The sequence below is a fragment of the Empedobacter sp. UBA7248 genome (genome assembly GCF_002472945.1).
In the GTDB taxonomy this organism is placed as follows: domain Bacteria; phylum Bacteroidota; class Bacteroidia; order Flavobacteriales; family Weeksellaceae; genus Empedobacter; species Empedobacter falsenii_C.
In genome coordinates, this window is sequence record NZ_DKSU01000005.1 from 184,499 (window position 1) to 198,242 (window position 13,744).

Annotated in this window: 15 protein-coding genes; 3 read left to right on the plus strand and 12 right to left on the minus strand. The window is 30.8% G+C overall.

Features of this window, described 5'->3' with window-relative positions; all coding sequences use genetic code 11:
* Positions 1–5 precede the first annotated feature (5 nt).
* The 6 genes from coaBC to B4A23_RS03230 all read right to left on the minus strand — a co-directional run bounded on the left by coaBC (position 6) and on the right by B4A23_RS03230 (position 4,609).
* Complete coding sequence (gene coaBC / locus B4A23_RS03205) at positions 6–1,205, minus strand: bifunctional phosphopantothenoylcysteine decarboxylase/phosphopantothenate--cysteine ligase CoaBC (RefSeq protein WP_291116782.1); 1,200 nt, start codon at positions 1,203–1,205, stop codon at positions 6–8.
* Positions 1,205–1,528: a DNA-directed RNA polymerase subunit omega gene (locus tag B4A23_RS03210; RefSeq protein WP_019973784.1), complete on the minus strand. Its 324-nt coding sequence runs from the start codon at positions 1,526–1,528 to the stop codon at positions 1,205–1,207. Before B4A23_RS03210 ends, coaBC begins: the two co-directional genes overlap by 1 nt.
* 27 nt (positions 1,529–1,555) lie before the next feature.
* Entirely contained in the window at positions 1,556–2,437 is an 882-nt protein-coding gene (locus B4A23_RS03215; protein WP_038334250.1) for an outer membrane protein assembly factor BamD, read from the minus strand.
* Positions 2,438–2,518: 81 nt separating this feature from the next.
* The gene (locus B4A23_RS03220) at positions 2,519–3,025 is read right to left on the minus strand and encodes a ferritin (protein ID WP_280050906.1); all 507 of its coding nucleotides are present in this window, start codon (positions 3,023–3,025) and stop codon (positions 2,519–2,521) included.
* A 12-nt stretch (positions 3,026–3,037) separates the two neighbouring features.
* A complete protein-coding gene (gene dapA, locus B4A23_RS03225; RefSeq protein ID WP_291116785.1) occupies positions 3,038–3,916 on the minus strand; it encodes a 4-hydroxy-tetrahydrodipicolinate synthase in 879 nt (292 codons plus the stop codon).
* A gap of 225 nt (positions 3,917–4,141) precedes the next feature.
* Positions 4,142–4,609 (minus strand): hypothetical protein, encoded by a 468-nt coding sequence (locus B4A23_RS03230; RefSeq protein ID WP_291116788.1) that lies wholly within the window; start codon positions 4,607–4,609, stop codon positions 4,142–4,144.
* A gap of 219 nt (positions 4,610–4,828) precedes the next feature.
* Between B4A23_RS03230 and B4A23_RS03235 the strand changes: the two genes are divergently transcribed.
* Positions 4,829–5,485, plus strand: a complete 657-nt coding sequence (locus B4A23_RS03235; protein ID WP_291116791.1) for an HAD family hydrolase — start codon at positions 4,829–4,831, stop codon at positions 5,483–5,485.
* Between the two features lie 10 nt (positions 5,486–5,495).
* On the opposite strand, the gene B4A23_RS03240 is transcribed toward B4A23_RS03235, so the two are convergent.
* From B4A23_RS03240 to B4A23_RS03260, 5 genes are all read right to left on the minus strand, one after another.
* Entirely contained in the window at positions 5,496–7,265 is a 1,770-nt protein-coding gene (locus tag B4A23_RS03240; RefSeq protein WP_291116794.1) for a MutS-related protein, read from the minus strand.
* Between the two features lie 66 nt (positions 7,266–7,331).
* Positions 7,332–7,691, minus strand: a complete 360-nt coding sequence (locus B4A23_RS03245) for a hypothetical protein (RefSeq protein ID WP_286514113.1) — start codon at positions 7,689–7,691, stop codon at positions 7,332–7,334.
* Positions 7,692–7,798: 107 nt separating this feature from the next.
* On the minus strand, positions 7,799–8,407 hold the full coding sequence (locus B4A23_RS03250; protein ID WP_291116798.1) for a fumarylacetoacetate hydrolase family protein: 609 nt from the start codon (positions 8,405–8,407) through the stop codon (positions 7,799–7,801).
* Between the two features lie 3 nt (positions 8,408–8,410).
* Positions 8,411–9,169, minus strand: coding sequence for a 3'-5' exonuclease (locus B4A23_RS03255; RefSeq protein WP_291116801.1), 759 nt, complete (start codon positions 9,167–9,169; stop codon positions 8,411–8,413).
* Positions 9,166–9,906, minus strand: a complete 741-nt coding sequence (locus B4A23_RS03260; RefSeq protein ID WP_291116803.1) for a CDP-alcohol phosphatidyltransferase family protein — start codon at positions 9,904–9,906, stop codon at positions 9,166–9,168. The genes B4A23_RS03255 and B4A23_RS03260 overlap by 4 nt, the downstream gene beginning before the upstream one ends.
* A gap of 105 nt (positions 9,907–10,011) precedes the next feature.
* On the opposite strand from B4A23_RS03260, the gene B4A23_RS03265 reads away from it, so the two are divergent.
* Together B4A23_RS03265 and B4A23_RS03270 are read left to right on the plus strand one after the other, a co-directional pair.
* Positions 10,012–11,112 (plus strand): PorV/PorQ family protein, encoded by a 1,101-nt coding sequence (locus B4A23_RS03265; protein ID WP_291116806.1) that lies wholly within the window; start codon positions 10,012–10,014, stop codon positions 11,110–11,112.
* A 70-nt stretch (positions 11,113–11,182) separates the two neighbouring features.
* Positions 11,183–12,943, plus strand: coding sequence for a VanW family protein (locus tag B4A23_RS03270; RefSeq protein WP_291116809.1), 1,761 nt, complete (start codon positions 11,183–11,185; stop codon positions 12,941–12,943).
* Here the strand turns inward: B4A23_RS03270 and B4A23_RS03275 are convergent.
* Positions 12,886–13,719 (minus strand): sulfurtransferase, encoded by an 834-nt coding sequence (locus B4A23_RS03275; protein WP_291116812.1) that lies wholly within the window; start codon positions 13,717–13,719, stop codon positions 12,886–12,888. The genes B4A23_RS03270 and B4A23_RS03275 overlap by 58 nt on opposite strands.
* Between the last annotated feature and the right edge of the window lie 25 nt (positions 13,720–13,744).

The window sequence follows — 13,744 nt, forward strand, 5'->3', positions numbered from 1 at the left end:
AAATTTTATAACTTATTTAAAATGACATTCAAAATATCTTTTGCAACATCTGTTTTTGATTTAGCATCAAATTGTTGCATCGATAAATCTTTGTCAATAATTGTAATTTTGTTTGTATTCTTCTGAAAACCAGCTTCTTTATCTTGCATCGAATTAAGAACTATAAAATCAAGATTCTTTTTGGCTAATTTTTTCTTTGCATATTCTTCTTCATTATTCGTTTCTAACGCAAAACCAACCAATAATTGATGTGTTTTGATTTCGCCTAATGATTTTAGAATATCAGGATTTTTCACCAATTCGATAATTAAATTATCATCGTTTTCTTTCTTAATTTTTTGCTTAGCCATTTCTTTTGGACGATAATCTGCAACAGCCGCCGACATTACAACAACATCAGCATCAGCAAAATTAGCGTGCATCGCTTCGTACATATCACGAGCAGAAACAACATTTATTCGATCGATAGGAAAACCGGTAACAGATTCGTGGCTTGGACCACTGACCAAGGTAACTTTTGCACCTAAATTGGTAGCAGCTTTCGCAATCTCGAATCCCATTTTTCCCGAAGAATAATTACCTATAAAACGAACAGGATCTAAGTTTTCGTATGTAGGACCAGCAGAAACCACTACTTTTTTTCCGTGAAGTGGGAGAGTAGCTTCGATTGTACTTTCTAAAAACGCAATAATGTTTTCAGGTTCAGCCATTCTGCCTTCTCCAACCAATCCACTTGCTAATTCACCAGCTTCGGCAGGAATACAAATATTTCCGAAAGATTCTAATTTAGCAATATTTTCTAAAGTTGATGGATGTTTGTACATATCCAAGTCCATTGCAGGAGCAAAATATACAGGACATTTAGCCGAAAGATAAGTTGCTAAAACCAAATTATCACACGTTCCATCTGCCATATGTGACAACGTATTTGCTGTGCAAGGCGCAATAATCATATAATCTGCCCAAAGTGCATATTCTACATGATTATTCCAATCACCTTTATCACCGAAAAATTCCCATTCGACTGGATGTTTGGAAAGCGTGGAAAGTGTAAGTGGAGTAACGAAGTTTTGAGCTTCCGGCGTCATAATAACTTTGACATCAGCTCCTTTTTTGATAAGCCCTCTAACAAGAAAAGCGGCTTTGTAGGCCGCTATTCCGGCAGAAACTGCCAAAAGAATTTTTTTACTATGTAAAACAGACATTATTTATCCTCATTTGGATTTCTGTAATATACGTCATTGTCTAACCATTCCTTAACCGCAATAGAAGTCGGTTTTGGTAATCTTTCGTAGAATTTTGAAACTTCGATTTGCTCTCTGTTTTCAAAAACTTCTTCTAAAGAATCTGTATGTGCAGCAAACTCATCCAATTTCTGAATTAATTCAGTTTTCATTTCTTGGTTGATTTGTTCTGCTCTTTTACCCATAATTACAATCGATTCGTATAAGTTTCCTGTTTTCTCATCGATTTTATTACGATCATAAGTTTGTGTTGTTGGTGCTGCACCGATATCCTTGAAATTCATAATGAAAGAATTTTATATATTTTACTATTATTTATTATTTTGCTCTTTGCTTAATTCTGCTTGATCAGCTTCAAATTTCTTTTTAGCTACTTCTATATCAGCTAATTGTTTTTTAGTCTCCACCATATCTTTGTCGATTTTCTCCATCAATTTATCAGCTTCAGCTTTAAATTTTGTTTGAGGATAATATCTTGTTAACAATAAATATTGTGTTCTAGCATCTTGTAAACGTAAATCTTTGTTCTCGATACGAGAGAAATTTAACGCCAATTCTGTTTTAGAACGTAATGAATACATCATTGCTTCTTCACGAAATTTAGAATCTGGATATTCATCAACCATATTGTCAAAAGAAACTCCAGCAGCCTTGTATTTCATTGTTTTGTAATAAACTTTAGAAATTTCGAAAGACTTTAATTCTAATTTTTGTCTAAGTTCTGTAATATAATTATTTGCTTCTGCAACGTGTGCTGATTCTGGATACGAATTGATAAACCCTTGTAACTCACTGATTGCTGTATATGTACTTGTTTGATCCAAGTCATATTTTGGCGAATCTTTGTAATAAGAAAATGCCGATTTGAACAAAGCTTCTTCTGCACGGCTATCCATAGGATAAGCTCCTGCAAAGCTTTTGAATTGATGTCCTGCTAAACGGAAACTTTTTTCGTTAAAGTTACCTTGTGCCATATTATAGGCAATGTCCGCAGATTTTTCTGTTCCTACAAATGATGTAGAAATTTTTTCATACAATTCGTTTGCCAAATCATATTTACCATCTTGATACAATTGTGTAGCCAATGTAAAGATTTCGTCTTTATCCGTACTTTTCATCGCTTTGTTATAGGTCTTGTTACAAGACACTAAAGAAGCGCCAATTAAAACTACTAAGCTTAGTTTTTTAAACATTCTGCAAATTTAATAAAATTTGAGGACTAAAGTATAAAATATTTTTTTCTTATCCTCTTAATAAAATCTCAAAGTTTTGATTTATTCCGCTGTTGTGTCTGCGCTTAATGTAACTACGTCACGATCAAATAGATACAAACCTCCCTTGTCAGATCCGATCATTTCTAACTTATCTAAGATATTTCTTGCTAATTTTTCTTCCTCAATTTGCTCAGAAACATACCATTGTAAGAAATTGTGAGTTGAATAATCTCTTTCTTCCAATGTTAAGCCTACAATATCGTTAATTGATTCAGAAACAAAGCATTCGTGGTTTAAAATTGCAGTAAAAACTTCTTTCAATGTTGTGAAATCTTGTTTTGGTTCTTCAATTTGTGGAACAAACGCTTTTCCGCCTCTTTCGTTAATAAATTTAATTAATTTTAACATATGCATACGTTCTTCGTCTGCATGCGAGTACAAGAAATTTGCAGTTCCTTCCAAACCTTTCACTTCTGCCCAAGAAGCCATGGCTAAATATAATTGAGAAGAATCTCCTTCTAATTTGATTTGTTTGTTTAAAGCGTCTAATATTGTATCTTTTATCATAGCTTTATTTTTTTAGATGTTTGATAATAATTGGTTAATTTTTGTTGTCAAGTTAGCTGATGCTGGAACTAAAGGTAATCTTGTAAATGGTTTACAAACGCCTTTGTTATCTAAAACAGCTTTTATTCCGCAAGGATTTCCTTCCTCAAAAATAGCACGTGTAATTTCTACAACTTTGTAATGACCTTCGTAAGCAGCAACAACTTCTTTGTTGATTGCTTTGCGAATCATATCTGTAAAAACAGTTGGAACACCTTGTCCAATAACAGAAATAACGCCAGAACCTCCAGCTAAAGTCATTGGAACAGCGAATTCATCATCACCAGAAATAATATTGAAATCTTCGCGTGTATTTTTACGAATAATATCTGTTGATTGTAAGAAATCTGGTGAAGCTTCTTTAATCGCAACAATATTTTTGAATTCATTTGCTAAACGAATTGTTGTATCTGCTGAGATATTAGAACCCGTTCTACCAGGAACATTATACAAAATAATGTTGGCATCTGTACTTTCCGCAATCGCTTTATAATGTTGGTAAATCCCTTCTTGATTTGGTTTATTATAATAAGGAGAAACCGTAAGAACTGCGATATAATCACTTAAATCTGTTTCTTGATATTCATTAATAACTTCTGCCGTATTGTTACCTCCAATACCCAAAACCATCGGAACACGATTAGCATTCGCTTTCTTTATTGTTTCGATTACCTGTTTCTTTTCATCCTTTGTAAGTGTTGCTGCTTCTGCAGTAGTTCCTAAAATAACTAAATATTCAACACCGCCATCGATACTATAATTTACTAAATTTTCTAATGCAGCATAATCTAAGGTACCATCTTGTTGAAAAGGCGTAACCAAAGCAACTCCTGTCCCAATTAATTGTTTCATCTTCTATAAATGTTATTAAATCTAATACTAAAGTTAAAATTCGGAATTATATCTTGAATAATCAAATAATAGTGTTAATCTATGATTGGTCTTAGATAAAATCCAAAATTATTCAAAAATAACGATTAATTCAGAGGAATAAAATTAATTTGTGTATAGATTATATGATTTTACTTATAAAAAAAGCCACTCAAGTGAGTGGCTTGCTATATTTTTAACGTTTGATTAGTTAAATGTGTATTTAAATCCTAAAGAAAAACGCCCAGCTTCGAAGTTAGAATCGTTTGTTAAATTCCACCAAGGTTTCCAATCAAAATGTAAAGCCAAAGGAGCAGAAGGGATTTTGTATTCTAAACCAGCTTGCGGACGAATTGCAAAATAAGTTTTGTCTTCAAATTTACCTCCATCTACAAAAGATAATTGAGGTCCTACACCTACATACCATCCTAATCCATTTGCACCAGAAAACGGTTGATTATACGTATAATCTGCACCTAAAACAGTAATATTATCTCCAAACATAACTTGTATGTTACCCGCATTTTTTCCATCAAAAGAGTGTTTGAATTGTGGACCTACTAATGTTTCACCGTCTCCTAAATCTACAACAACACCTAAAGCATTTTTATAGTTTTGAGCATTTACTTGAGAAATTCCTAATGCCATTACAGCTACTAATAATACTTTTTTCATTTTTATTAAATTTTCAGTTTTTAACTTTGTTATGCCAAGAATTTTACAAAAAGCGTGCAAATGTTATCTTAATGTTAAGTTTTAACATAAGTATTGTTGTTTAGTTTCGGATATAACCCTTTATATCAGTAATATAATCGATTAATTTAAAATCATTCTAAATTTCAAACTTTTACATCATTCTCTTAAAAAAGTTAATTTTGTAGAAATAAAATAATAATGATTAAAACTGCGATTTTCGATATGGACGGCGTAATTGTCGATACAGAACCAGTACATAAATATGCTTATTTCGAACATTATAAAGAACTGAATATTCCAGTTACGGAAGAATTATTTACCACATTTACAGGACAATCGACAAAAAATGTTTATCAAATCTTAAAAGATAAATTCGATTTGAAAGAAGAAGTAGACGATTTGGTTTTGAGAAAACGTACGATTTTTAATGAAGCTTTCGATACAAAACCAGATTTGTATTTGATTGATGGCGTAGAGAAGTTGATTAAAGATTTATACAATAATGGAATCGAGTTGATTTTAGCTTCTTCGGCTTCGAAATCTACAATTGACCGTGTTTTTAATCGTTTTGAGCTAAATCAATATTTTACGCATAAAGTTTCTGGCGAAAACTTTCCACAATCAAAGCCAGATCCAGCAATTTTTCTACACGCCGCTGATTTAGCAAAGTCCGAACATAGCGAATGTATTGTTATCGAAGATAGTAAAAATGGAGTAGAAGCGGCTTTACGAGCAAGTTTGTATTGTTTGGGTTACAAAAGTGTAAATTCGAAACAACAAGATATTTCAAAAGCTAATTGCATTGTAGATGATTTTAATACGATTGATGCAAATTTTATTAGAGAATTGAAATAACAATTTAAGATTAATCAATAATCCTAAATTGTTTCATTAAGAAAATGGCATTCATCATTTTGGTCGTGCCTTTTCTTAATTTATAATCCGAATAATAATTGTTGTCCACGTTTTTTAATTCGAAACAATAATTAATAATATGAGCTGGATTTTCACTTTCCATTTTCGTTAATTCCAAATCGTGTGTTGCGATAAAACCAATCAATTTTGTAGGAGATTTGATCAATTTTTCTAAAAATTTCTGCGAACCGATCAGTTTATCTTCAGAGTTTGTTCCTTTTAAGATTTCATCTAAAATGATGATTTGTGGTTGATTATTTTCTAAACGTTCAATTAATATTTTCAATTTGTTAATCTCATTTTTGAAATAAGAATCACCAGAAGACAGATTATCGACTGTCCTGATACTTGTAAATAAATCCATTGGGTAAAAAGACATTTTTTCCGCACTTACTTTTGCACCATTCATTGCCAAAACCAAATTAGTTCCAACTGTTCTCAAAAAAGTACTTTTTCCGGCCATATTTGCGCCTGTAATAATCGCAATATTGTTTGGTCGATTGGTTTCAAAATCATTTTTCACAACCGTTTTTTCATCTAATAAAGGATGAAAACCATTTGTTATTTTTAACGCATAAGGTTCATCTACAATTTCTGGAAAAGTAAATGATTTGTATTTATCATTAAACAAAGCAAACGATACAAAAGCCTCTAATTTCGCCAATTCATCTAACCAAGGTTTGATTTGATGAACCGTTTTTTGAACTTCATTTTCAAATTTTATCGAATAATGTAATCGCCATAAGAAAAACGTATTTAAAACGAATCCGACAATAGGGAAGTTAGCAGCGTCTAAGGTTTCTTTTGTGGAAGAAATTGTTTTGATTAAATCCGATGATTTGAAAGGATTTACAAACATATTTTTAATTTCAGCGTTTAGTTTTGATTCAAAATTTTCATTTTCAATATGTCTAAAGACTTCATATAAATTATCCAATTCATCTGCTTTCATCGTTGTGTAAGCTGCTATTCGTCGAAGTTGTTGTTTATAAAACATGGAAATTGCATTCGAAATAATAACTGCACACAAAATCCAATAAAAAACAATTTCTTTCGGAAAACCAATAATTGCTAAAGCGATAAAGCACAAAATATTCAGAACAGAAATAATGATTGGAAGTAATTTTATTGAATCTATATTGAATACACGATTTTCGAACACAAAAATGGAAGATTGATTCATGTTTAATCGCTTAGTAAACGTCAAAAATGTCACAATCCAATTTCTTTTTTCAGCCAATTCTGTAAAAGCATTTTGTCTATCAATAATTTCTGATTTGTCTAAAATCAAATTCGATAAAAAATGTTTTAACTGTAAATTTCCAATTCGAGTTTGCGTTTTATTGATTCGATTGAAGATTGAATTTCCTTCTAGAATATCTAAATCTTTGTTGTAAACATTATTGAACTGATAATTATCCTCAACAAATTGATCGATAGAATTATCAGATTTTATTTGATTAATAATTTCTAATGCTTGAATTGAATAATTGAGTTGCGAAGAAATTTTAGAAGTTTTAACCACTAAAACGATGAAAACAATAAATAAAATAGAAGAAATAATCAAATATAAATTGTTGCTCGACGTAACATAAAGCAAGAAAAATACAATTGAAATAATAAATGCAATAAGCCTGATATTGCTGATTTTATTCTTTTTAGATTTCAATAAATCAAAATCATTTTGTAGTTTTTCTTCAATTTTTAGATAGTCTTCCATTTTTAATTTTATTTCTGATTAAAGGTAGTGGTATAAATAATAAAAGAGCGAAATTTCGCTCTTTTATTATTTTTTAACTTCTTGAAATTGTTTTTCTGTAATTATTCCTTTTTCAACCATTTTAGAAAGCCAATCAATAATTTCCTGCTTTTCTTTAGATTTTAATTGTGAAAGGTTAATTGTTGAATAATTTCCAATATTATTTTCAATTCCATGTTTTTCAGTTACTGCATCCAAATAATCTATATAAGCTTTTTCAAAGTGATATTTTTCTGCCATTATTTTTGAATAAATCATTAAAGAATCTGTTCTACCTTCAAAATTTGAATCTTTTAAATGATAAAATAATTCAGAATAAGCATCTTCATCACCAAGTTTCTTCACTTTTGTAGTAATCGAATCGTAATTGTCAGAAATTGAATTCATTGTTATTACATTCTCATGAATTACAGGTGCAACAATATTGTTTTCTTTTTTACAAGAAAACAATAAAAATATAATAATAAATGAAAATATATTTTTCATTTTAATGATTATAACACTTTTATTTCGAATACTTTTTCATCATTCAAATAACCTTCTAAGGTGTCTTTTGAATTGATTTTAGAAACTCCTGCTGGCGTTCCTGTAAAAATTAAATCGCCTTTTTTCAAGGTAAAATATTTGGAACATTCCGCAATCAACGTATTGATGTGAAAAATCATATCTTTTGAATTTCCTATTTGTACGTTTTCTCCATTTCGATCTAATTTGAACGCTAAATTCTCTAAATCAAAATTTTCTTTTGGATAGAAATCCGAAGCAAATGCAGAACCATCAAAAGCTTTCGCAATTTCCCAAGGAAAACGTTTATCTTTTAATTCTTGCTGTACATCTCGCGCTGTAAAATCAATTCCTAAACCGATTTCAGAGAAATAACGATCTGCAAACTGAGGCTGAATCATTTTTCCAACTCGATCAATTTTAATCACAATCTCCGTTTCAAAATGAACTTCTTTTGTAAAACTTGGAATAACAAAAGGAAAACCTTTTCGCAAAATTGCAGAATCTGGTTTCATGAAAAACATTGGAGATTCTGGAATTGGATTATTTAATTCTTTTGCATGTTCGACGTAATTTCGTCCGACACAAATAATTTTCATCGCTTAAAAACCGTTTTGTAATTTGATTCGAGTAAAAACTTTCTTTGTATATAAAGGAAAATCAGCATTCTGAATCCATGCATAATAACCTGGATCTTTCGCGAAAATATCCGTCACAACTTGTCCTTTATATTTACCAAAAGAAATGATTTCTTGGTCTTTATCATTGTACTGAATAAATCCTGCTAAATCAGCCGTTTTGCGTTGAGATGAAAATTCGCTCAAAAATTTATTGTCATTTTCAAGCTCGTCATATTTCTCGATTTGTGCCATCAAAACTTCGTAAGTTGCTAACGTATCAGCTTCTGCAGAATGCGCATCAATCAAATCTTTATCACAATAATACTTATAAGCAGCGCTTAAATTGCGAGGTTCCATTTTATGATAAATCACTTGCACATCAATTGGACGATGTTTCGATAAATCAAAATCAAAACCGTTACGCAATAATTCTTCTGCTAGAAGCGGAATATCAAAGCGATTTGAATTGTATCCAGCCAAATCAGAATCTTTAATCATTTCCATAATTGAAGGGGCAAGCTCTTTGAAAGAAGGCGCATCGGCAACATCTTCGTCAGAAATTCCGTGAATTAAAGTTGTTTCTGGTGGAATTGGAATTCCAGGATTAACTTTCCAAGTTTTTACTTCTTTTGAACCATCTGTCAAAGCTTTCACGATAGAGATTTCGACAATACGGTCTTTTGAAACATTAGTTCCTGTTGTTTCTAAATCAAAGAAACAGATATTTTTAGTTAATTTCATTTTGTAATTTCTTTTCTGAAAATGATTGAGATGATGATGTACAATAAGATGATTAGCGGAATTGCAGCGACTTGTAACCAAGCTACTAAACCTAATGTAATGATTAAGAAAATGTATTTATAATAATTTTCTGCCCAACTCAATCCTTTAAATTTTAAGGCAAATAATGGTAAATCGACAATTAATAAAATACTAAATACAATAGAAACGGCAATTAATAAATACGGATCAACAGAAGGATTTATAATTTGTCCATTATTGTAATAGATAGAAAATAATGAGAAAATAAATAAGGTATTCGACGGCGTTGCCAAACCTTTGAAATACGTTGTTTGATCTTCATCTAAATTAAATTTTGCCAAACGTAACGCAGAAAAAGCCGGAACTAAAAAGGCAAATAATGAAATTGCGGCAATTTTTAAATTCTCATTTTCATAAATAAAATCAGTTGAAAAATGATTAAACATCGAAAATAACATCAATCCTGGTACAACACCAAACGAAATACAATCTGCCAAAGAATCCAATTCTTTTCCAATTGGGCTACCAATATTCATTAATCGCGCAACCATTCCGTCCAAAAAATCGGCAACCAACGAAATCAACATCAAAACCATCACAATTGTAACTGTGGTAGTTGTGATTTGTGCATTGCTCGAAATCATGAAAATGGCTGATAATACACCACACGAAAGATTAAGTAGTGTTAGAAAATTTGGAATTGTAAATAATTTCATAAATGAATTTTTCATCACAAAAGTACAAACAAAAATTAATCTGAATCCTTTTTAAACACAATAAAACCACTATTTTTGAGTTTTTATATTCGTAATTCATCAATTTTGAAAAAGACATTCCTTATATTATCTGTTTTTGCAAGTCAATTTGCTTTTTCTCAAACCACACGCAAATATTCGAACGAGTTTTTGAATATTGGTGCTGATGCGCGCTCGTTTGCAATGGGTAATGCGGTTGTGGCGAATATTGGAAATGCAAATGCGGCTTATTGGAATCCTGCTGGATTAACGGAAATTACCTATGATTGGGAAGCTGCGGCGATGCATGCTGAATATTTTCAGTCAATTGCGAAATTTGATTATGCAGCGGTTGCAATTCCGTTGAGAGAAAGTAATTCTACGATTGCATTTTCGTTTACGCGTTTTGGTGTTGATGATATTCTAAATACGACAGAATTAATTGATAATCAAGGAAATATTAATTACGATAAAATCTCAAAATTTTCTACAGCAGATTACGCTTTGACGATGTCTTATGCAGGAAATGTATTTAATAATAAAGATATTCAGTTTGGTGCAAACGCGAAAATTGTTTATCGTCATATAGGGAAATTTGCGCAAGGATTTGGTTTCGGGATTGATCTTGGTTTGCAATATCGTACCGATAATAAAATGTATTTTGGTTTGATGGCGCGCGATATTACGACAACTTTCAATGCGTGGAGTATCAACAAAGAAAAGGTAAAAGAAATTACAGTTGATGACCCAAATAGTGAAGGTGAGCCAACAATTTTAAATGATTTGCCTGGAGAAAATATCGAATTAACAATGCCTAAATTGCAATTTGGAGTTGGAAAACGTTTCGATTTTAATGAACGAGTTTCGTTGTTGGGAGAAGTTGATATGAATATCGAATTTCAACAAACTAATGCCGCAATTTCTGGAAAAGGATTTTCGATTTCGCCACAAGTTGGTCTTGAATTAGGTTATGATGACATGGTTTTTGTACGTGGAGGATTGAATAATTTACAGAAAATTTCGCAATTTGATGGGAAAGATAAAACTCAAATTCAGCCAAATGTTGGGGTAGGTTTCAAATACAAAGGAATCTCGATTGATTATGCTTTGACAAACTTTGGGGACAGTGGCTTGGGATTATATTCTAACATTTTTTCTGTTCGTTTCGAGATGGATAAATGGAGATAATTCACTAAAATTAGTGAAATAGATTTGGATATTTTTTATTATTTTTAATGCATAACCTAAATCTACTATTTTGAGTCAACCAGAACTTATAGAACAACATAGTTTTACAAAAAGTCTTATTTTTAAATTAAAATCTTCTGTTTTAATTGGTCTTCGTTGGCTGAAAAATATTCAAGATAATACTACAAAATTTCAATTTGATTCAAAATTAATTGATCAACCAATTATTGCATTTTCTGAAAGTGAACTTTGGAACCCAAATGATACAAAAGATAATTGGATATTAACGGCTGGTAAAATTCAGAATCTACGAATTGCTTCTCAAAAAATTAATGGTTTAGAAATTAAAGCAAACGAAACATTTAGTTTCTGGAAACATATTGGTAATCCAAATTATGGACAAGGTTATGTGGTGGGCAGAGAAATAAAAGAAGGTTGTATTGTCCCTACGATTGCTGGAGGTTTGTGCCAATTATCTAATGCGTTGTATGATGCAGCTTTGAACGCAAATTTCGAAATTATTGAACGTCATAAACATACCAAAATCATACAAGGTTCGTTGGCGGAAAAAGATCGCGATGCGACTGTAAAATGGAATTATATTGATTTACGTTTTCGTTCGGCTTATGATTTTAGAATCGAAACTGAATTAACTTCTACTCATTTAATTGTTCGTTATAAAAGTCAAAATAAAGATTTAAAATTATCAGAAAATATTGATAGTAAATTGGCTTTCAGTTTTTTAAATGATTGTTATTCGTGTGGAAACGATAGTTGTCATCAACATGAAGATCAAACACATAAAAATCAGCAAATCAAAACGACGACTTATATTTTGGATGAAAAATGGCCAGAATATGATAAATATATTTCGAAAAATATAAATGAGAATGATCGTTTTATATTTTCGATGAAAAAGAATTTTTTCGTCAAAACGAATCGCTATAATTGGAGTTTTTCATCTCATAAAGATAGCAAGAAGACTTTATTTTCTGGAATTTATAGAGCTTTGAAATTACGATTTTCTAAAAACAAAAATCCATTCGAGTTATCATTACAATTAGATGAAAAAATAGCAAATTCTGCTTCAAAATTAATTCCAATCGAAAGTACTCATTTAGTTATTAGTCAAAATCTATTGCCATTTATTTATAAAAAAGGAATGTTAGGAGGAAGAACTTTTGATGTTTTGATGACAAGATTACCTATTGAAACTTTGCATGAAAGATTGGATTATTCACATTTCATTTATCCAGAAAGTAAGACTTTGAAAGATTTTAGAGCAAATAAAAATTTAATTGATTTAGAAAATAATGTATTAAATAAAGCGCAAAGAATTATAAGTCCACATACTGATATTCAGAAAATGTTTCAACATAAAATTGTGAAACTTGATTGGAATATTGAACAAAATTTGAATCAAAAAACTGGGAATAAAATTCTTTTTCCTGCTTCTGCAGTTGGTAGAAAAGGAGCATATGAAATGCGAAAATTAGCGAAAGAACTCAATCTACAACTTGTAATTCTTGGACGAAATCTCGAAATGGAGAATTTTTGGGATCATATAGAAGTTGAAAAGTTTAATGAAAATTATGATGAAATTGGCTTAATCATTTATCCAACAATTATCGAAAATCAACCACGTCAACCTATAAAAGCTGTTTCTTATGGAATTCCAATTATTACAACAACCGCTTGTGGTTTACAAGATAGTGAAAATGTAAAAGTTGTAAAATTAAATGATTATATTTCGTTGAAAAAAGAAGTCGAAAATTATCTTTCAATCGGTAAATTTTCGTCAGCGCCCCATTCAGACCAAGAACCATCATAAACTTTTACCTCATCAAAACCTGCAATTGTCGAAGCTAAGGCTAGGATAGAAGCTGTGATTCCAGAACCGCATGAAAAAATATTTTCTTTAGATGAATCTGTAAATTTTTCGAAAATTGCTTTCAGTTCTTCTTTTGATTTATATGTTGTGTCAGTCAAAACATTTTCAAAAAATAAATTCTTAGAAGTTGGAATATGACCGCTTCGTAAACCTTGTCTTGGCTCCGGAGAAGTACCCTTGAAACGCCCTGCTGATCGTGCATCTATAATCGTTTTTGAATCATCATTTATTGCATTTAACATAACTTGTGTATCAGCAAACCAATTCGATTGAAAATCAGCAATAAAGTTACCTTTTACAGTAGGTTGAAAATAAGTAGAAATTGTATCAAAATTATTTTCTTGCCAAAGAGGTAATCCGCCATCTAAAACATATACTTCTTTGTGTCCCATTGATTTAAACATCCACCAAACTCTCGGACTCGAATAAACGCCCCAACGATCATAACAAACAATGATAGAATCTTGATTAATACCTAAATTTTGAGCTTCTTTTGTGAAAGTTTCTTCATCAACAAGTGTATGAGGAAATTGCGAAGAATGATCAGAAAATTTTCCTTCCAAATCAAAGAAAAGAGAATTCGGAATTAATTTTAATTCTTGATCTTTAATCGATTTTCCAACTTTATCAATCGTACAATCTAAAATAATTAAATTATTAAGATGCAAATTATTATGTAATTCTGGTGCTGATATGATTGGTGATTTGAAAGTCATTTCTAATTTATTTTTATAAAAGTAA